Source organism: Streptomyces sp. NBC_00104 (assembly GCF_045160825.1).
Classification (GTDB): Bacteria; Actinomycetota; Actinomycetes; order Streptomycetales; family Streptomycetaceae; genus Streptomyces.
Genome location: NZ_CP108215.1, coordinates 7,544,619 through 7,564,587, shown reverse-complemented (window position 1 = coordinate 7,564,587; position 19,969 = coordinate 7,544,619). Strand labels below are relative to the sequence as shown.

The window sequence follows — 19,969 nt, the reverse complement described above, 5'->3', positions numbered from 1 at the left end:
TGGGGCGGTGGGGTTCGGGTGGGCTTCGGCGGCGGAGTCGCTGTTCGGAAGCGGTGTCGTCGTTCCCACGGTGGCAGGAGTTCGGATGGTGCATACCGGGGAGTCATTTGGGGTGGGAACGGTCCTGAGGTTCCCTTCGTTCTTGACTTGCCCTGCCTCCGTCGGTGCGGTCCCCCGCCGTACCGACGCGACGCGGAAGGACGACGTGCCCATTGTTCCCGCTCCCGCTCGACGCGCCGCCCCCCTCGCGGCCCACCCCGCCCCCGGTCCCCGACCCCATCACCCTGATACCCAGCCCGGCCCAGCCCAGGGACCTCACCCAAGTCCCGAGCCAGGCCACCACCACCGCCAGCACCACCGGCACCTCTGGCACCACCGGCACCACCAGCACCGAACGCAGGGCGCACTCCGACTCGCCGTGCGCCCTCGCTCCTGTCCCGGGATCGACGCCGGTCCCCTCCATCGCCACGGTCTGCGCGCCTGCCCCGGCCCCTGACCTCACCGCGACCATCGAGCCCGCTTACGGCCACGCTCCGGTTCCTGGCGCGGTGAAGCCCCCGTGCCCCACCGCGGCCTGTGCCAGCGCCTGCGCCTGCGACCCAGCCCTAGATCCCACCCCAGCCCCCGATCCGGCCAGCGGTCCCGCCATCGCCGCCGGTTCGGGCCCGCCCCCCGTTCCCACCCCCGGCACCACCACCGCCGCCGACCCGCTCCCCCACCTCCCCACGGCCACCGACCCACTCCCCGGCCGCACCACGGCCACCGACCCACTCCCTGGCCGCACCACGGCCACCGCCCCACTCCCCGGCCGCACCACGGCCACCGACCCGATGCCCGGCTCCGCCGCAGCGGCGATCGCCCCCGTCCCCTCCCCCACCGCAGCGGCGTCCGACCCCGTCGTCGCCTCCCCCACCGCCCTCTGCGACCCTCCCTGTGGCCAGGCCGCGGGCGCCCACCCGGCTCGGCTCGCGGCGTTTCTTCCCGCGAGGCTGCGGGCACTGCTCCCGTCCCGTTCGCCCGTCAACGGCCGACGACTGCGGTTCGCTCTCACGTTGTTGCCGTTGGTGTTGCTCGCGGTGTGGGCCGCGGTGGACTGGCGGACGGTGCACGAGGGGGCGGTGCGGCTGGCGTCGGCCGACCTCCGGTGGCTGCTGGCCGGGGTCTTCTTCACGGCCCTGTGCTCGGTGGCCTCAGCGTGCGTACGGCAGGGCGCGGTGCCGGAGCGGCTGCCGCCGGGGCAGCTGCTGGCGACGCAGTTCGCCGCCGGGGCGGCCGGACACGCGTTGCCGGGCAACATCGGCGCCCACGCGGTCGTCCTGCGCTTCCTGCGGCGCCGCGGCATACCCCTCTCCCGGGCCACCTCGTCGCTCGCCCTGTACTCGGCGGTCAAACCGGTGGCCAAGACCCTGGTGATCCTCGCCTTCGTCGTCGCCTTCCCCGGCACACTGCGCCTGACCGCGCTCCTCCCGAAGGGCGAGACCCTCGCGCTGGTCGGCGCGATCACCGGCGTCAGCCTCGCCGCCGTGGTCACCCTGATCACGACCGTACGACCGTTGCGGCGCCCCCTCATCGGAGGGCTGCGCACCGCCCTCACCGACACCCGGGTCGTGCACAGCCGTCCCGTCCGCGCGCTCGCCCTGTGGGGCGGGGCCGCCGCCTTCCCCCTGTGCCAGGGGGCGGTGCTCGCCTCGGTCGGGTCCTCGCTCGGGCTGCAGGTGTCCTGGACGCAGATGCTGTTCGCCTACCTCGTCGCCAGCACGGCCGCCGGTGCCGTCCCCGCGCCGGGCGGACTGGGCCCGATGGACGCGGCGCTCGTCTTCACCCTCGTCGCCTTCGGCGCGCCGGCGACCCTGGCCACCACCACCGTCATCGGCTACCGCGTCCTCACCGTCTGGCTCCCCCTCCTCCCGGGCACGCTCGTCCTCTCGGCGTTGGTGCGCGCGAAGGTGCTCTGAGCGGGGCCGACGTTCGGGTGCGGGCACCGGGTGGCCCTCGGGCGGCGGGCCCGGTGTCGGCATGCCGTCGCGGGGTGCAGCAAGCAGTTGAAGCGGGAACAATCTCTGGGGCAGGAGGAATCGGCGGGGGCTGGACGGGCTGGGGGATGGGTCATGGCGTACGCGGTGACGCGGCGGGTGGTTGTCACGGGGCTGGGGGCTGTCACGCCGCTCGGGGTGGGCGTGGGCGAACTGTGGCAGGGGTTGTTGGAAGGGCGTTGCGGAATACGGGAGCTGGAGGGCGAGGAGTTCGCGGAGTTACCCGTACGGGTCGCGGGGACGGTGCCGGTGGATCCCGCCGGCCTGCTCCCCCGGCCCCGGGCCCGGCGGATGAACCGGGCCGCGCGGTTCGCCGTACTGGCGGCGCGCGAGGCGTGGCGGGACGGGGGGTTCGATGCCGCTGGTGCGGCCGAGAGCGGTCTCGATCCGGAGCGGGTGGGGGTGTCCGCCGGGGCGATCCTAGGTGACGCGTCGGTACTCGTGGCCGGCGACCGGCAGTTACGGGACCGGGGGCCCCGGAGTGTCTCTCCGCTCACCACGCCGATGTGTGTGCCCTCGCAGGCAGCCTCGCAGATCTCCCTCGACCTCGGGATCACCGGGGAGGCACGGACCGTCACCAGTGCGTGCGCCTCCGGCACCGAGGCGATCGGGCAGGCGGTCGACCGTATCCGGTACGGCCGCGTGGACGTGGCACTCGCGGGCGGGGCCGAGGCCGTGGTGACCCCGGCGATCATGGCGTCGTTCGCGGCGATGAGGGCGCTGTCGCGGCATGGGCTGACCGGCGGCGGGGAGAGCCCGTCCCGGCCGTTCGCGAAGGACCGGGACGGGTTCGTGAACGGCGAGGGGGCGGGTTTTCTGCTGCTGGAGGCGGAGGACCGGGCGAGGGCTCGCGGGGCCCGGATCTACTGCGAGGCGGCGGGCTGGGGACTCTCCGCCGACGCGCATCACATGGCGGCGCCTGATCCGTCGGGCTCGGGGGTGGCGCTCGCGCTGCGCCGGGCGCTGTGGGACGCGGGGGCGTCGCCCTCCGACGTGGTCCACGTCAACGCGCACGCCACCGCCACGGTCGACGGCGACCTCGCGGAGGCGAACGCGCTGACCGCGGTGCTGTCGGGGCGCCGGGTGCCTGTGACGGCGCTCAAGGGGAGTCTCGGACATCTCCAGGGCGCCGCCGGGGCGGTGGAGGCCCTCGTCACCGCGCTCACTCTCCACCACGGCCTCATCCCGCCGACCATCGGCTGCGCCGACCAGGACCACGCCATCACCCTCGACCTCGTCACCACCGGCCCCCGTCCCCTCCCGCCCGACGGCGACCTCGCCCTCACCAACTCCTTCGGCTTCGGCGGCCACAACGCGGTCCTCGCGCTACGGCGCGCCCCATAGCCCACGCCGCTCCGGCCGGTTGAGCACCGCCACCCACCGCCTCCCACCGCCGCCCACCACCGTGCTGGGCGCCGCTGCGGCGGGAAGGGGTCGACGGGTGAGGGGTCAAGGGCACAGCACGCGCGGAGCAGGACAGATGCATGGGAGCGGGAGCCGCAGAGAGCGAGGGGTGGCGTACGGCATCGGCTGCAGACGGCAGCGGGAGCGGGAGCGAGGGGGAACGGTGACAGTGGCGCCCCCCCATTCCGGCCGTCGGCACCGCCGACCTCCGCGGTCGTGGCGGGTCACCGCGGCGGCAGGAACGCGGGGACGGAGGTGGACAGCGGAAAGGGCTGGGCGGCGGGTGAGGAGTCGGCGGTGGCCGCGGGTTCCGTCAGGACCTTATGTCCGTATGTCCGTCGCGACGGCGGGCAGCCGCCATGGCCCAGTCCCCGGTGGTCCGCCCGGTGGTCAGGGGAGCGCCTGCGGGGGGTGTCAGGCGGAGCGCTTGCGCGCGGTTGTCTTCTTCGCCGGTGGCTTTTTCGCGGTGGCCTTCGTCGCCGTGTTCTTCGCTGCTGCGGACTTTGCCGACGTGGACTGTGCCGACGTGGACTTCGTGGCCGTGGACTTTGTCGCCGTGGCCTTTGTCGCCGTCGTCTTCCTGGCCGGCGATTTCTTCGCGGCCGTCTTCTTCGTGGGCTGGGTCGTTTTCGTGGGCTGGGTCGATCCGGCCGTCGACTTCTTCGGGGAGGCGGCCGTCTTCTTGGCGGTCGTGGTGGATTTCTTGCCCGCGGGTTGTTTGGGGGTGGGGCGGGACGGGAGGGGAGTGATGTCGGCGACGTCCTCGCCTCGGGACTCCTTGGCTTCGCGGACGCTCTTCTCGAGGGCGGCCATGAGGTCCAGGACCTTGCCGCCCGGAGCGGGGGCGGGGGCGGCGGGCGGCTCCTCGCCGGAGGCCTTCGCGGCGATGAGCTCCTCGACCGCCTCGCGGTAGTCGTCGTGGAGGGAGTCGAGGTCCACCTCGCCGAGGGTGTCCATGAGGGCGTCGGCGAGATCGAGTTCCTTGTCGCGGACGGTGACGCTCGCGTCGGGGGCGACCCCGTCCGTCGTACGGATCTCGTCCGGCCAGAGCAGCCCGTGCATGGCGAGGACGTCGTCCACGACCCGCAGCATCCCCAGCCGCTCGCGCCCGCGCAGCGCGAACTTGCAGATGGCGACCTTCCCGCTGCGCTTGAGCGCCTCGCGGAGGAGGGTGTAGGGCTTGGCGGCGGGGACGCCGTTCGCCGCGAGGTAGTACGCGGCGTCCACCTGGAGCGGGTCGACGCTCTCGGCCGGTACGAAGCCCTCGATCTCGATGGTCTTGGCGGTGGGGATCGGCAGCGCCGCGAGATCCTCGTCCGTGATCGGGATCATCGTGCCGTCCGCGTCCTCGTACGCCTTGCCGATCTCCCCCTGCGTCACCTCGCGGTCCTCCAGCTCGCAGACCTTGCGGTAACGGATGCGGCCGCCGTCCTCCAGGTGGACCTGGCGGAAGGAGACGGAGTGGCTCTCGGTCGCGTTCACCAGCTTGATCGGGATGCTGACCAGGCCGAAGGAGATGGCGCCGTTCCAGATCGATCGCACGGGGCAGCACGCACCTTTCGGGTCCCTGCTTCCGGTTTGTCCACACCGTAACTCCGACCGGTGGCCCCTGCCCGTCGGCCGCGGGGCACCCCGTGGAGCCCCTCGACAGGCCCCCGTCACCGGACCGGTCAGGATTCGAGAAGCGCGGAGGGGCGAGGCGCACCTAGCCTGAAGGCCGTGGCCTCACGCCTCACGCCTCACCATCAACGCGCGCTTCCCCCGGCCTTCCGTGAGCCGGCGGGCAACCTGATCCGCGTGCACGAGGTCTGAGATCCGGGGAGGGGGTCCGCGGGGCCGGGGCCGGCGACCGTACGCCGATCGGGCGGGCGCACGACCCGCGCCCGGCACCACCGGCCTTCGCCGTAGCCACACGGAAGACGCACCACCGCACGTACTGTTCCCACTGTTCCCAGCGGATCGGATCAGGTCAGGCGACGCCTGCGGGGACCGTGGGACGCGGCTCCGCCCGACAGATGGAGGAACGATGACGAAGGCCACGAGGACGCCGACGCAGGCGCAGACACAGGCGCAGGCGCAGGCGCAGGCGCGGACGCCGACGCCGACGCCGACGCAGGCGCAGACGCGGTCTTACGAGCCGCACGCCGCCGACAGCCATGATCTGATCCGTGTGCACGGGGCGCGGGAGAACAATCTCAAGGACGTCAGCATCGAGATCCCGAAGCGTCGGCTGACGGTGTTCACGGGGGTCTCCGGCTCGGGGAAGAGCTCGCTGGTGTTCGACACGATCGCCGCGGAGTCGCAGCGGCTGATCAACGAGACGTACAGCGCCTTCCTGCAGGGTTTCATGCCGAACCTGGCGCGACCCGAGGTGGACGTGCTCGACGGGCTGACCACCGCGATCACCGTCGACCAGCAGCGGATGGGCTCCGACCCGCGCTCCACCGTCGGCACCGCCACCGACGCCAACGCGATGCTGCGCATCCTCTTCAGCCGGCTCGGCAGGCCGCACATCGGGCCGCCCGGCGCGTTCTCCTTCAATGTCGCCTCGGTCTCGGCGAGCGGCGGGTTCACGGTCGACCGCGGCGCCGACAAGACCAAGACCGAGAAGGTGAGTTTCAGCCGCACCGGCGGCATGTGCACCCACTGCGAGGGCCGGGGCACGGTCTCCGACATCGACCTCACCCAGCTGTTCGACGACTCCAAGTCGCTCTCCGAGGACCCGTTCACCATCCCCACCTACACCGGGGACGGCTGGGTGGTGCGGGTCATCGCCGAGTCGGGCTTCTTCGACAAGGAGAAGCCGATCCGCAGCTACACCAAGAAGGAACGGCACGACTTCCTCTACCGCGAGCCGACCAAGGTGAAGATCAACGGCGTCAACCTCACCTACGAGGGGCTGATCCCGAAGCTTCAGAAGACCTTCCTCGCCAAGGACCGCGAGTCGATGCAGCCGCACATCCGGGCCTTCGTGGACCGGGCGGTCACCTTCGCCCAATGTCCCGACTGCGACGGCACCCGGCTCAGCGAGCTGGCGCGCTCCTCGCGGATCGGCAAGGTCAACATCGCCGACGCCTGCGCGATGGAGATCCGCGACCTGGCCGAATGGGCCCGGGGGATCGAGGATCCGTCGGTGGCGCCGCTGCTCGCCAAGCTCCACTACACCCTCGACTCGTTCGTGGAGATCGGCCTCGGCTATCTCTCGCTCGACCGGGCCTCAGGCACGCTCTCCGGCGGTGAGGCGCAGCGCACCAAGATGATCCGCCACCTCGGCTCCTCGCTCACCGACGTCACGTACGTCTTCGACGAGCCGACCATCGGTCTGCACCCCCATGACATCCAGCGGATGAACAACCTGCTGCTGCGGCTGCGCGACAAGGGCAACACCGTGCTCGTCGTGGAGCACAAGCCGGAGACGATCGCCATCGCCGACCACGTCGTGGACCTCGGTCCCGGCGCCGGCACGGCGGGCGGCACGGTCTGTTTCGAGGGCACCCTGGAGGGGCTGCGGGCGAGCGACACCGTCACCGGCCGTCATCTCGGCGACCGGGCCGCCCTGAAGGAGACGGTCCGCAAGCCCACCGGCACGCTGGCGGTCCGCGGCGCGAAGGCGAACAACCTCCAGGACGTGGACGTCGACATCCCGCTCGGCGTGCTCACCGTCATCACCGGCGTCGCCGGTTCCGGCAAGAGCTCGCTCGTGCACGGCTCGATGCCCCGGCAAGCAGGGGCCGAGGGCGTGGTGTCGATCGACCAGACCGCGATCCGCGGCTCCCGGCGCAGCAACCCGGCGACGTACACCGGGCTGGCCGACCCGATCCGCAAGGCCTTCGCCAAGGCCAACGGGGTGAAGCCGGCGCTCTTCAGCGCCAACTCCGAGGGCGCCTGCCCCACCTGCAACGGCGCCGGCGTCATCTACACCGACCTGGCCATCATGCAGAGCGTCGCCACCACGTGCGAGGAGTGCGAGGGGAAGCGGTTCGAGGCGTCGGTGCTGGAGTACCGCTTCGGCGGGCGCGACATCAGCGAGGTGCTCGCGATGTCGGTGGCCGAGGCCGAGGCGTTCTTCGGCGACGGCGAGGCGCGCACCCCCGCGGCCCACCGGATCATCGAGCGGATGGCGGACGTCGGACTCGGTTACCTCACCCTCGGCCAGCCGCTCACCACGCTCTCCGGCGGCGAGCGGCAGCGGCTGAAGCTGGCCACCCGCATGGGCGACAGGGGCAGGGGCCGTTCCGTCCTCGTACTCGACGAGCCGACCACCGGTCTCCACCTCGCCGACGTGGAGCAGCTGCTCGGGCTGCTCGACCGGCTCGTCGACGCCGGCGAGTCGGTGATCGTCATCGAGCACCACCAGGCCGTCATGGCGCACGCCGACTGGATCATCGACCTCGGCCCCGGCGCCGGTCACGACGGCGGCCGTGTCGTCTTCGAGGGCACCCCGGCCGATCTGGTCGCGGCCCACTCCACCGTCACCGGCGAACACCTGGCCGCGTACGTGGGCGCCTGACCGTCAGGCGCTCCACCCGCTCCACCCGCTTTACCTGCTCCACCTGCTTTACCTGCTTTACCTGCTTTACCTGCTACGCCCGCTTTGAGTGCTTTATCTTCTTTCACGCCTGATCGTGGGATTCTGGCTCCCATGACACCGATCACCGAGGTGGAGGGCCGCAGGGTCGCCCTCTCCAACCTGGAGAAGGTCCTCCACCCGGCGACGGGGTTCACCAAGGGCGAGTTGCTGCACTACTACGCCACGACCTCCGACGCCCTGCTGCCGCATCTGCGCGACCGCCCGGTGTCCTTCCTCCGCTACCCGGACGGACCCGGCGGCCAGGTCTTCTTCACCAAGAACGTGCCACCGGGCACTCCCGACTGGGTCACGACCGCCGAGGTGCGGCGGATGGAGGGCCCGGCCCGGATGGTGCTGGTCCAGGACCTGCCGAGCCTGATGTGGGCGTCGAACCTGGTCGTCGAGTTCCACACCCCCCAGTGGACCGTCAACTCCTCCGACGAGGCCGACCGGCTGGTCCTCGACCTGGACCCCGGGGCGCCCGCGACCGTCGTCGAGTGCTGCGAGGTCGCCTGCTGGCTGCGGGAGAGGCTCGCGGCGGACGGGATCGAGGCGTACGCGAAGACGTCCGGGTCCAAGGGGCTGCATCTGCTGGCGGCGGTGCGCGGGGCGTCGTCGGAGCGGGTGACGGAGTACGCCAAGGAACTCGCCGTCGAGGCGGAGAAGGCACTGCCCCGCCGGGTCGTCCACCGGATGACCCGCAGCCTGCGCCCCGGCAAGGTATTCGTCGACTGGAGCCAGAACGCCGCCCGCAAGACCACCGCCACGCCCTACACCCTGCGCGCCCGCCCCGAGCCGACCGTCTCCGCCCCGGTGACCTGGACCGAGGTCGAGGAGTGCGCCTCCCCCGACCGACTGGTCTTCCGCGCCCCGGACATCGCCCCCCGCCTCCAGGACCACGGAGATCTGCTGGCACCGCTCCTGGACCCGGCGGCCACACACCCACTGCCATGATTCGGCCCGCCCCGCAGCCCGTCCGGCGTCCGGCGTCCGGCGTCCGGCGTCCGGCGTCCGGCGTCCGGCGTCCGGCGTCCGAGGAGGAGGCCACAAGCGGCAGGCCGCAGGCCGACGGGCCGCAGGCCGACGGGCCGCAGACGGCACGCGCAGGCCGACAGGGCCCGAGGGCGCAGCCCCAAGACCGTTCACCACGACCGCCCCGCGCCCAGCAGATGGCCTACACCCGCGTCCACGTCCGCCGATCCCGCGCCATCGCGTGCAGCCCCTCCACGTCCGCCGGCTTCAGCACTCCACCCGCGCGGGCGAGTTCCGACAGGTCCGTGTCGCGCAGGACGCGGACCTCGCGCAGGGGCGTGGTGACGTCGAGGGCGGAGGGTTCGGCGAGGGCGAGGACGGGGTGGACCTCGGCGGTGAGGGCGTAGGAGGCGCGGTCGGCGGTGGCGCGGAGCCAGCGCAGCAGCGCGCGGGGCTCATGGCGGCCGACGGCGACCACGGGATCGGTGACGACGACGCGCTGTCTGCGGGCCTGGAGGGAGCGGACGCAGAACAGTCCTCCGGGGCCGATGACCAGGTGGTGGATGCGGTCGCCGCCGGGCAGCGGCACGGAGTGCAGGGTGTGCCAGCCGGCGCCCTCCAGCCGGTCCAGCGCGTCGCCGACCCTCTGCTCGGCGGCCAGGGCGCGGCGGCGCGGGTCGGGGCGCAGTCGGCGCGGTGGGCCGGGGGCCCGGTCGAGGGCGATCAGCAGGGCCTCGCCGGGGCGGTTGGGGGCCAGGTCGTCGTCCGGGGGGAGGCTCAGCCGGGCCAGCTCGGCGGGGGTCGGCACGGGCGGCGGGCCCACGGCGACCGGGCCGGTGAGGAAGGGGCCGAGGACGGCCAGCACGTCCTCTCTCAGCTCCTCGCTGAGAAGGTTCACCCGGCCGGCCTCACGGTCGTACCAGGCGATGTTCCTCCCGTCGGTCCGGCACACGTACAGGCGGTCCCGTCCGTGCCGCCGGGTCGGTATGACGCGCAGTCCGCTCATGCACCATCACCCCACGACCATGGGAACAGGCGGGGTGCTCCATCGGCAAGAACCCGGTTACCTTTGGGGTGACGACCCGTCGTCAGGGGGCTACGGCCTAGGGGAGGCGCCCTTGCGGACGCGCAGGAAACAAGCCGATGTCCCGGCTCCGGGCGAACCCTGGAGCGAGATCGTGCCCGGGCTCTGGATGGGCGGGCACGAGTTCGCGGGCCGGACCGGTACCGGGGACGTCGAACTCGCGGTCGTACGCGATGAGTTCGACCTGGTGCTGACCCTGCTGCGGCTGCCGGGGTACGGGCCGGACGACGGCGTCGAGCACCACGTGTGGCCGATCCCGGACGGACCGTTGGACGGTACGCAGCTGGCGGGCGTGATGCGGCTCGGGCAGGCGGCGTGCGACGCGCTGGAGGACGGCAAACGGGTCCTCGTCCGCTGTTACAGCGGGTACAACCGGTCCGGTCTGGTCGTGGCGCACGCGCTGATCCGCGACGGGCACTCCGCCGAGGAGGCGATCCGTCTGATCCGCACCCGCCGTTCACCGTGGGCGCTGCACAACGAGCTGTTCGTGGAGTACCTGCACACGGGGCTGGCGACGGTCCGGTTCCTGGAGGAGCTGGAGGAGCTGGCCGAGTAGGGCGGTGTGCGGGACCGAGCCGTCACGACGAAGAACTCGGGCACGAATAGGGTGTACGGGACCACAGCCGCTTCCTCCCCGTACCCGTACACCCAGGAGTCCCGTGTTCCCCAGCCGCCCCGCGCGTGCGGCCCGAGGCGCCTCGGCCGTCGTGGCCGCCGTCCTGCTGCTGGGTGCGTGCGGCGACTCCGGGGGCCTGGTGAGCGCGGGCGCCACGCCCACCGCGAGCGGCCCGACCCGGCTGTGGCCCGGGGAGCCGCCTGCCTCCTCCCCCGCCTACGACTACGGCGAGGCCGAGACGGAGGTCGTCGAGGGCGTCGAGGCCCCCGGCGAGGACATCCACAAGGTGGACCCGGTGGCCGTCGTGCGCGCGGAGATCGCCGCGCACCCCGACGTGTACTCCGGGTCGCAGGCCCTCTACGGCGGGACGGCCGCGCGTATGGCCGACTGCGGCGAGGGTGGGGACCGCGCCGAGTGTCCCGTCCTCAAGGCCTACTACCGGGACCTCACCGGTGACGGGCGCGACGACCTGGTGCTCGGCTTCCGGCTGCTGCCCGGCAACCAGACGGCGGTGCGGATGTACACGTTCCGGGCGGACCGGCTGGTGCAGGTGCTGGCCAGTGACGACGCGGTGCTCGCGGTCGAGCTGGCCGGCCGTACCGTGATCATCCGTTCCCCCGCGGCGATCGTCGGCTACGAGTACCGCACGCAGTGGACCTGGGACGAGGACCAGCTGGCGATGCTGCTCACCCGCGACGAGATCCTGCGGGTGGGCGGACGATCGCCACGGCCCTCCCCCCACGGCGACGGGTCGCCGCCGGTCGGCGCCCCCTCGTCCTCGCGCCCGCCGTCCACCACGCCGTCGCCCGCGTCGTCGTCTTCGGGCCCGCTCGCCGCCTCGTCGTCCGGCGGTCCGCGATGAGCGCGGCGAGGCCTGCGCGGAAACGGTTCGGCCTGCGTCGCTGGACCTCCTCGCTCACCTGGAAGGCGCTGGCCTTCATCACGGTCATGTGCTGCGGGCTGGCCGCGCTGCTCGGCGCCCTCGTGCATGTCTCCGTCACCAACCGGACCGTCAGCGACGCCCGCTCCCGGGCCCTCGTCCGGCTCGACGAGGCGGTACGGGCGTACGAGGCCGGGAACCGGCTGCCGCCCGACTCGGGGATCGACGCCCGGGGGCTGCCGACGTCGCTGCGCGAGCTGGCGGTGAGCGGGCGGCGCGGCACGATGGTCGGCGTCGTCGACGGGTACCCCACGATGTGGGCGGCCGCCCCCGCCGACGGCCGGGCCCTCGCCGTACAGATCGACTACGCGCAGAGCGCGGCCACGATCGAGAACCTCGACCGGGCCATCCTGGGCTCCTCCGCGCTGGCGATCGGGGTGACGCTGATCGTCGGCGCGCTCGGTGTGAGCGGGGTGACCCGGCGGCTGCGCACGACCTCCCAGGTGGCCCGGCGGATCAGCGCGGGCGACCTGGACGCGCGGGTGGGCGATCCCCGTACGACGGACCCGGCGCGGCACCGCGACGAGGTGGCCGCGGTGTCCGCCGCGCTCGACACCATGGCGTCCACGCTGCAGCGGAAGCTGATCGGCGAGCAGCGGTTCACCGCGGACGTCGCGCACGAGCTGCGTACGCCGCTGACCGGGCTGCACGCTGCGGCGGAACTGCTCCCGGCGGGCCGGCCGACGGAGATGGTGCGGGACCGGGTCGCCGCGTTGCGGACGCTGACCGAGGATCTGCTGGAGATCTCGCGGCTGGACGCGGGGAGCGAACGGCTGGACCTGGACGCGATCCGGCTCGGGACGCTGGTGGAGCGGGTGGCCGCGAACGCGAGCGCCGAGACGGAGGTGCGGGTGGTGGAGGACGCCTGTGTGGAGACGGACCGGCGGCGGCTGGAGCGGGTGTTGGGGAATCTGGTGGCCAACGCGCACAAGCACGGCGCACCCCCGGTGGTGTTGACCGTGGAGGGGGCCGTGGTGACCGTGCGGGACCACGGGGGCGGGTTCCCGGGCTATCTGGTGACCGATGGGCCGCAGAGGTTCCGTACGGAGGGCTCCGCCAAGGGGCACGGGCTGGGGCTGACGATCGCGGTGGGGCAGGCGGAGGTTCTGGGAGCGCGGTTGAGATTCGACAACGCTCCGGACGGGGGTGCGTCGGCTGTGGTGCGGCTGCCGGCCGGTGGCGGCTGATCGCACCCATATGCCGGAGCCGCACAACCGATCGCACCCACGCGCCGGAGCCGCACAACGGATCGCACCCACGTACCGGAGCCGCACAACGGACTCCCCCCCGGCCGGACCCGCGCATCGGACTCACACCCCCGGCCGGAGCCGCACATCGGATTCACCCCCGCGCCTCCGCGAAGGCGCGCCTCCCTGATGGCCCATCGCAGAAGGCGCCCCGCCCTCCCTCCTCCTAACGTGGCGAATAGTCAGCCTCGACCCCTTTTGTGGAGGAGCACCGATGTCCCTGCGGATTCTGCTCATGCGGTTCGGTATAGCCGCCGCCGGTGGCGCCCTGTTGGCGTTCGCGGCGACGACTCCCGCCGCCGGCGCCGGCCAGGAGGACCCCAGAGAGAGCAAGCAGATCGTCAAGGGTGAGGTCATCGCCCGCGCCGGTCTGGTCCTGCGCAGCGCGCCGACCCGCGGCGGTACGGTCGTCCGGGTCGCGCCCTACGGCGAGATCGTCAAGATCTACTGCCGGGCCGAGGGTCAGAGCGTCAGCGGCGACCGGCAGTGGTACCTGCTCGTCGACGGCACCTGGGCCCGGGGCTCGGCCCAGTACATCGAGGCCTACGGAACACCACGCCTGTGCGCCTGAGCGACAAGACGCACCAAGCATTGCATTTAGGTAAGTTCCGGGCATGAACACCAAGGCCGGAACGACCCTGGCGGCGGATCCCTCGGACCCGTCCCCGCCCGCCGTACGCCTGCTCCGGCGCCGAGGCGTCGAGTTCACCCTCACCGTCGTGGCCGTCCTGCTGTCCGTGTACGGCTACTGCGCCGTCGGTCTGGCGAAGAACGGCACCGTCCCACCCGGCGCCGCCGATTACGGCGCCGGGCTCGGCGCGCTCGCCCTGCTGGCCCATCTGGTGGTGCGGCTGCGGGCGCCGTACGCCGATCCGCTGCTGCTGCCGATCGCGGTACTGCTCAACGGCCTGGGCCTGGTGCTGATCCACCGGCTCGACCTGGAGACGCCGGCCGACCTGGCGGCGCCCGCGCAGCTGAACTGGTCGACGCTCGGGGTGGCGCTGTTCATCACGGTCGTGGCCCTGCTGCGCGACCACCGGGTGCTCCAGCGGTACGCGTACGTCTCGGTGGTGGCCGCGCTGGCGCTGCTCGCGCTGCCGATCCTCTTCCCGCCGGTCAACGGCGCCCGGATCTGGGTGCGGATCGCCGGGTTCTCCATCCAGCCGGGCGAGTTCGCGAAGGTGCTGCTCGCGCTGTTCTTCGCCAGCTATCTCGCGGCGAACCGCAACGCGCTGGCGTACGCCGGGCGCCAGATCTGGCGGTTCAAGCGCCTTCAACTGCCCACCGGGCGCGTCCTCGGCCCGATCGTCACCATCTGGCTGCTGAGCGTCGGCGTCCTGGTCCTGGAACGGGACCTCGGCACCTCGCTGCTGTTCTTCGGCCTGTTCGTGATCATGCTGTACGTCGCCACGGGCCGCACCGGCTGGATCGCGGTGGGGCTGTTGCTGGCGTGTGTGGGCGCGGTGGCCGTCGGCTGGCTCGAACCGCATGTCCACAGCCGCGTCGAGGACTGGCTGCACCCGTTCGCGTCGATCGAGGCGGGGCAGGGCCCGGGCCAACTCGCCCAGTCCCTCTTCGCGTTCGCCGCCGGCGGCCTCCTCGGCACCGGCCTCGGCCTCGGCCACTCCGTCCTGATCGGCTTCGCCGTCAAGTCGGACTTCATCCTGGCCACGGCGGGCGAGGAACTGGGCCTCGCCGGCCTCGCCGCGATCTTCCTGCTCTACGCCCTGCTGGTGGAGCGCGGCTACCGCACCGGCCTCGCCCTGCGCGACCCCTTCGGCCGCCTGCTGGCCACCGGCCTCGCCTCGATCGTCGCCCTCCAGGTCTTCGTCATCGCCGGCGGCGTCACCGGCCTCATCCCCCTCACCGGCATGGCGATGCCCTTCCTCGCCCAGGGCGGCTCCTCCGTCGTCACCAACTGGATCATCGTGGCCCTGCTGATGCGCATGAGCGACTCCGCCAGGAGGCAGTACGACCGCGGGCCCCTCCCCCGGGGCCCGCTCGGCGGCCCGGAGGTCCGGGGCGCATGACCAAGTACATCCGCCGCGCCGCCGCCCTCTGTGCCCTGCTGCTGCTCGCCCTCCTCGTCAACGCCACCCGCGTCCAGGTCCTCCAGGCCCGGGACTACGACGCCAATCCCGCCAACCGCCGCCCCACGATCGCCCGTTGGGGCCAGCCGCGCGGGAACATCGTGGTCGAGGGGCGCCCGGTCACCGGCTCGAAGGACACGGGGGAGCAGCTCCGCTACGAACGGACGTACCGGGACGGCCCGTTGTACGCACCGGTCACGGGCTTCGCCTCACAGGTGTACGGGACGACGTTCCTGGAGCACGCGAAGGACTCCGTCCTCGACGGCAGCGACCCGATGCTGTCCTTCCTCCCTCTGTGGAACGACATCACCCGTGACCGGAACGCCGGCGGCGAGGTCGTCACCACCCTCCAGGAGGCGGCCCAGCGGGCTGCCTACCTGGGGCTCGGTGCCCGCCGGGGCGCGGTCGCCGCGCTCGAACCGGCCACCGGGCGCGTCCTGGCGCTGGTCTCCCGGCCGTCGTACGACCCCGGCGTGCTCTCCGGCAACGGCCGCGAGGTGGCCGAGGCGTGGGCGCGTCTGAACGGGGACACGAGCAGGCCGATGCTCAACCGGGCGGTGCGGCAGACCTATCCGCCGGGCTCGACCTTCAAGGTGGTGACCGCCGCGGCGGCGCTGGACGCCGGGGTGGTCACGGACCTCGACACCCCCACCCGCTCCCCCGACCCGTACACCCTGCCGGGCACCACGACCTCTCTGTCCAACGAGGTCGAGGGCTGCGAGAACGCCTCCCTGCGCTATGCCTTCGAGTGGTCCTGCAACACGGTGTTCACGAAGCTGGGCGTGGACGTCGGCCTCGGCGCCATGACGGACACGGCCCGCGCCTTCGGCTTCAACGACCCGGGCCTGCGGATCCCGTTCTCGGTCGCCCCCAGCAGCTTCGACACCGAGATGGACCGGGCCCAGCTCGCCCTCTCCTCCATCGGCCAGTACGACACCCGGGCCACCCCCCTCCAGATGGCGCTCGTCACGGCGGCCGTCGCCAACGGGGGCTCGGTCCGCTCGCCGTACCTCGTCGAACGCACCACGACGGCGAGCGGCCGCACGGTCGCCACCCCGGGCGCACACCCCCTCCGCCAGGCCATGAGCCCCACCACCGCGAGGCACCTGCGCGACCTCATGCGGGGCGTCGTCGAGCACGGCACCGGCGCCAACGCCGCCCTCCGCCACGCCACCGTCGGCGGCAAGACCGGCACCGCCCAGCACGGCATCGGCAACTCCGGTACCCCGTTCGCCTGGTTCATCGGCTGGGCCCAGTCCGACGACGCGAGGGAACCCCAGGTGGCGGTGGCGGTGGTGGTCGAGGACGCGGAGGCGGTCCGGGGCGACATCAGCGGGGGCGGCGACGCGGCACCGATCGCGCGGGAGGTGATGCGGGCGGTACTGAAGGCCGCCGCCCGCTAGGGGGCGCGGGGTACCGCGCGCCCGGCGCCCACAGGCGCGAGTCGGCGCGAGCCGGACGAACCATGACCATCAGCTGAGATAAGCGGTACACCCCCCGAACCCACCCGTCCTATCGTCCGGTCCATGACTTCCGCCGCGTACGAACTCGCCCAGGTCAACATCGCCCGCCTCAAAGCCCCGCTGGATTCCCCGCAGTTGAAGGACTTCGTGGACGCACTCGACCCCGTGAACGCGGTCGCGGACACCTCCGCCGGCTTCGTCTGGCGCCTGCAGAGCGACTCCGGCAACGCGACGGACATCCCCGTCCTCGGCGACGAGTGGCTGATCATCAACATGTCGGTGTGGCGCGACACCGACGCCCTGACGGCCTTCATGTACCAGGGACAGCACAGGGAACTGCTGTCCCGCAGGCGGGAGTGGTTCGAGCGGCTGGCCGAGGCCGCGACCGCCCTGTGGTGGGTCCCCGCCGGTCACCACCCCACGGTGGCCGAGGCGGAGGAACGGATCCTCCACCTCCGCGCACACGGCGCGACGCCGTACGCGTTCACCCTGCGCACGTCGTTCCCGGCCGGACCGGCGGAGCCGACGGCGGAGCCCGCCGCGCCGGACGGCGTCCTCAGCTGATCCGCTGCCGGATCTCGGAGCGGACCTGCAGGGTTCGCTCCGCGAAGGCCTCCACGTCCACCTCCGAGGGGTCCTGCCCGACGCTCGCCGTGCTGAGCTCCGCGACGGACGCCCCGGTGTTGCCGTCGGCCCAGGCGCACATCGGGTACGTGATCTCGCTGCCGGCCTGCTCCTGGGTGACGACCTGGCAGCTGATGGTGAGGCCGGAGCCATCCGGGGTGTAGTCCTCGGGCGGCACGACCACCGTGATCGTGCCGGCCTCGGCCGCGCCCTTCAGCATGTTGTCGCGGGCGGCGTCGGTGTTCTTGAACCGGCCATACATGCCCGAGACGATCAGGGCGCCCTCGGCCCCGTCCGCCGACGGGGTGTACTGCGCGACGGCGGCCGTGACGTCGCGGGCGTCCCAGGCGCCCTCCGCCTCCTCCTCCACCTGCCGCCCCGCCGTGTCGGAGAGGTCCTGGGCCAGCTTGTACTCGCCGTCCAGCACCGTCTCGGGCAGCGCCAGCCGGTACTCGGCCTCCGGGAAACCGCTCGTGCCCCGCGTCCCGACGACCCACAACCCCACCGTGCCGACCACGAGCAGAGCGACGACCCCGCCGACGATCCCGAGGACGAGCCCCACCCGGCTCTTCGGGGGCGGCGCGGGCTGCCACCCGGCGGGGTACGGCTGACCGTACTGCTGAGGCGGGTACGGCTGCTGACCGTACTGCTGAGGCTGCGGCTGCGGCCCGGCGGGGTACGGCTGACCGTACGGCCCCTGGTGCGGCGGCTGTTGACCGTACGGCTGAGGCTGCTGAGGCTGCTGAGGCTGCTGAGGCGGTGGAGGCATGGACACGCCAGAACGCTACTGCACGTGACGGAACCGTCGGGAACCGGCCACCGCCCAGCGCGACCTCGCTCCGGCGCACGGGGCGACAACAAGTGGCGCACAAAGGATTGACGGCCTTGCTGACAAGTAGTCTCATAAGCGGTGACCGCTGGTAACTCCCCGCTGGTGACTCCCTGAACTCCCGTACGAGGAGCTGCGACAACCATGACAACGGTGACCTCGGTGAACGCGACGAACCCCGTGTCGGAGGCGGAGGTGCTGCGCGACGCGCTCGGGCTCCTCAAGGACCGCGAGCAGGTGGCCGAGCGGCTGCTCGTGTCCTCCGCGAAGCACTCCTTCGACCCGGACAAGGAGCTGGACTGGGACGCCCCCTTCGAGGAGGGGAAGTGGTTCTGGCCGCCGGAGCTGGTGTCCCTGTACGGGACGCCGATGTGGCGCAAGATGTCGGAGGAGCAGCGGATCGCGCTCTCCCAGCACGAGGCGGCGGCGCTGGCCTCCCTCGGCATCTGGTTCGAGATCATCCTCATGCAACTGCTCGTACGGCACATCTACGACAGGGCCGCGACCAGCGCGCACGTCCGCTACGCGCTGACGGAGATCGAGGACGAGTGCCGGCACTCGAAGATGTTCGCCCGGCTGATCAGCAAGGGCGACACTCCGTACTACCCGGTGAGCCGGCTGCACCAGAACCTGGGGCGCGTCTTCAAGACGATCTCGACGACCCCGGGCTCCTTCACCGCGACCCTCCTCGGCGAGGAGATCCTCGACTGGATGCAGCGTCTGACCTTCCCCGACGAGCGGGTCCAGCCGCTCGTCCGGGGCGTCACCCGCATCCATGTCGTCGAGGAGGCCCGGCACGTCCGGTACGCCCGTGAGGAGCTGCGCCGCCAGATGGTGACGGCCCCCCGGATGTCCCGCGGCTTCACCCGGATCACCTCCGGCGAGTTCGCCCGCGTCTTCTCCGTCGCCTTCGTCAATCCCGAGGTGTACTCGAACGTCGGTCTCGACCAGCGAGCGGCTGTCGCCCAGGTACGGGCCAGTGCGCACCGTCGCGACGTCATGCAGACCGGTGCGAAGCGGTTGACCGACTTCCTGGACGACATCGGGGTGCTCCAGGGTGTGGGGCGCCGTATGTGGAGGTCGTCGGGGTTGCTGGCGTAGTTTTTTGGCCGGGGCGCGTCAGGGGGGTGGGGGCTCCTGTGCATCGGCGGGTGCGGGTCGGTGGGGGCTGGTCGCGCAGTTCCCCGCGCCCCTGAAAAGCAGGGGCTGCGCCCCGTGCTTTTCGGCCCGCAGGGGCCGTGTCTTTCAGGGGCGCGGGGAACTGCGCGAGCAACCACACACCACCCGCACCCGCCGACGCACGGACACCCCCACCCCCTGACGCGATCTCGGCGGAACAACCGTCGCCCCCGACTACGCTGCGAGGTATGACGTCCGAGGCTCCCACCCGCGCGTACCGCCGACTGAGTGTGGAAGAGCGGCGCAGCCAGCTGCTCGACGCGGCCCTGGAGCTGTTCGCGCACCACGCGCCGGAGGACGTCTCCCTCGACGACGTGGCGGAGGCGGCCGGGGTCTCCCGCCCCCTCGTCTACCGCTACTTCCCCGGCGGCAAGCAGCAGCTCTACGAGGCGGCCCTGCGCACGGCCGCCGAGGAGCTGGAGCACTGCTTCGACGAGCCGGCCGAGGGCCCCCTCACCAGCCGCCTGGCCCGCGCCCTCGACCGCTATCTGGCCTTCGTCGACGAGCACGACACCGGCTTCAGCGCCCTCCTCCAGGGCGGCAGCGTCGTGGAGACCTCGCGGGCGACGGCCATCGTGGACGGGGTCCGGCGGGCCGCCGCCGACCACATCCTGCGGCATCTGGAGGTGGCCGAGCCGAGCCTGCGGCTGCGGATGACCGTCCGGATGTGGATCACCTCCGTGGAGGCGGCCTCCCTGATCTGGCTCGACGAGGGCAAGCGGCCGGACGTCGACGAGCTCCGCGACTGGCTCGTCGAGCAGTTCGTCGCCTGTCTCACCGCCACCGCCGGCCGCGACCCGCAGACCGCCGCCGCCGTACGGCACGCCCTGGCCGTCGAGACCTCCGCCGGGGCCGTCGGCACCCTGGTCCGCCGCATCCTGCCCGTGGTCGGCGACGCCGCCCACCTGCTGTGACACT

At 72.4% G+C, this 19,969-nt stretch carries 15 protein-coding genes and 1 pseudogene; 13 read left to right on the top strand and 3 right to left on the bottom strand.

Annotated features, from left to right (window positions below; translation table 11 throughout):
* Positions 1–212 precede the first annotated feature (212 nt).
* Together OG272_RS33350 and OG272_RS33345 are read left to right on the top strand one after the other, a co-directional pair.
* Entirely contained in the window at positions 213–1,955 is a 1,743-nt protein-coding gene (locus tag OG272_RS33350; RefSeq protein ID WP_405895399.1) for a lysylphosphatidylglycerol synthase domain-containing protein, read from the top strand.
* 168 nt (positions 1,956–2,123) lie between these two features.
* Positions 2,124–3,377: pseudogene (locus OG272_RS33345) on the top strand (beta-ketoacyl-[acyl-carrier-protein] synthase family protein); the annotation flags it as partial.
* Between the two features lie 474 nt (positions 3,378–3,851).
* Here OG272_RS33345 and OG272_RS33340 read toward each other — a convergent pair.
* Positions 3,852–4,979, bottom strand: coding sequence for a Ku protein (locus OG272_RS33340; RefSeq protein ID WP_327727827.1), 1,128 nt, complete (start codon positions 4,977–4,979; stop codon positions 3,852–3,854).
* A 484-nt stretch (positions 4,980–5,463) separates the two neighbouring features.
* On the opposite strand from OG272_RS33340, the gene OG272_RS33335 reads away from it, so the two are divergent.
* Together OG272_RS33335 and ligD are read left to right on the top strand one after the other, a co-directional pair.
* Positions 5,464–7,947 carry an ATP-binding cassette domain-containing protein gene (locus OG272_RS33335; protein ID WP_405895398.1) on the top strand — a complete coding sequence of 828 codons (2,484 nt, stop codon included), beginning with the start codon at positions 5,464–5,466 and terminating at the stop codon, positions 7,945–7,947.
* 132 nt (positions 7,948–8,079) lie between these two features.
* Positions 8,080–8,961, top strand: a complete 882-nt coding sequence (ligD, locus tag OG272_RS33330; protein WP_326577497.1) for a non-homologous end-joining DNA ligase — start codon at positions 8,080–8,082, stop codon at positions 8,959–8,961.
* Between the two features lie 220 nt (positions 8,962–9,181).
* On the opposite strand, the gene OG272_RS33325 is transcribed toward ligD, so the two are convergent.
* The gene (locus tag OG272_RS33325) at positions 9,182–9,985 is read right to left on the bottom strand and encodes a nuclease-related domain-containing protein (RefSeq protein WP_328224005.1); all 804 of its coding nucleotides are present in this window, start codon (positions 9,983–9,985) and stop codon (positions 9,182–9,184) included.
* 112 nt (positions 9,986–10,097) lie between these two features.
* Here OG272_RS33325 and OG272_RS33320 point away from each other — a divergent pair, with 112 nt between their 5' ends.
* The 7 genes from OG272_RS33320 (at position 10,098) to OG272_RS33290 (ending at position 16,983) form a co-directional block, all read left to right on the top strand.
* Positions 10,098–10,619: a dual specificity protein phosphatase family protein gene (locus OG272_RS33320; protein ID WP_326577501.1), complete on the top strand. Its 522-nt coding sequence runs from the start codon at positions 10,098–10,100 to the stop codon at positions 10,617–10,619.
* 103 nt (positions 10,620–10,722) lie between these two features.
* Positions 10,723–11,541, top strand: a complete 819-nt coding sequence (locus tag OG272_RS33315) for a hypothetical protein (protein ID WP_405895397.1) — start codon at positions 10,723–10,725, stop codon at positions 11,539–11,541.
* Positions 11,538–12,806, top strand: coding sequence for an ATP-binding protein (locus OG272_RS33310; protein ID WP_405895396.1), 1,269 nt, complete (start codon positions 11,538–11,540; stop codon positions 12,804–12,806). The genes OG272_RS33315 and OG272_RS33310 overlap by 4 nt, the downstream gene beginning before the upstream one ends.
* A 274-nt stretch (positions 12,807–13,080) precedes the next feature.
* Positions 13,081–13,437 (top strand): SH3 domain-containing protein, encoded by a 357-nt coding sequence (locus OG272_RS33305; RefSeq protein ID WP_405895395.1) that lies wholly within the window; start codon positions 13,081–13,083, stop codon positions 13,435–13,437.
* Positions 13,438–13,480: 43 nt separating this feature from the next.
* Positions 13,481–14,896 (top strand): FtsW/RodA/SpoVE family cell cycle protein, encoded by a 1,416-nt coding sequence (locus OG272_RS33300; RefSeq protein ID WP_405895394.1) that lies wholly within the window; start codon positions 13,481–13,483, stop codon positions 14,894–14,896.
* Entirely contained in the window at positions 14,893–16,359 is a 1,467-nt protein-coding gene (locus OG272_RS33295; RefSeq protein ID WP_405895393.1) for a penicillin-binding transpeptidase domain-containing protein, read from the top strand. Before OG272_RS33300 ends, OG272_RS33295 begins: the two co-directional genes overlap by 4 nt.
* A 123-nt stretch (positions 16,360–16,482) precedes the next feature.
* Complete coding sequence (locus OG272_RS33290) at positions 16,483–16,983, top strand: DUF3291 domain-containing protein (RefSeq protein ID WP_405895392.1); 501 nt, start codon at positions 16,483–16,485, stop codon at positions 16,981–16,983.
* On the opposite strand, the gene OG272_RS33285 is transcribed toward OG272_RS33290, so the two are convergent.
* The gene (locus tag OG272_RS33285; protein WP_405896105.1) at positions 16,976–17,812 is read right to left on the bottom strand and encodes a hypothetical protein; all 837 of its coding nucleotides are present in this window, start codon (positions 17,810–17,812) and stop codon (positions 16,976–16,978) included. The genes OG272_RS33290 and OG272_RS33285 overlap by 8 nt on opposite strands.
* Before the next feature lie 204 nt (positions 17,813–18,016).
* On the opposite strand from OG272_RS33285, the gene OG272_RS33280 reads away from it, so the two are divergent.
* Both OG272_RS33280 and OG272_RS33275 read left to right on the top strand, forming a co-directional pair.
* A complete protein-coding gene (locus OG272_RS33280; protein WP_327727834.1) occupies positions 18,017–18,973 on the top strand; it encodes a diiron oxygenase in 957 nt (318 codons plus the stop codon).
* Between the two features lie 266 nt (positions 18,974–19,239).
* On the top strand, positions 19,240–19,965 hold the full coding sequence (locus tag OG272_RS33275) for a helix-turn-helix domain-containing protein (protein WP_327727835.1): 726 nt from the start codon (positions 19,240–19,242) through the stop codon (positions 19,963–19,965).
* Positions 19,966–19,969: the final 4 nt, after the last annotated feature.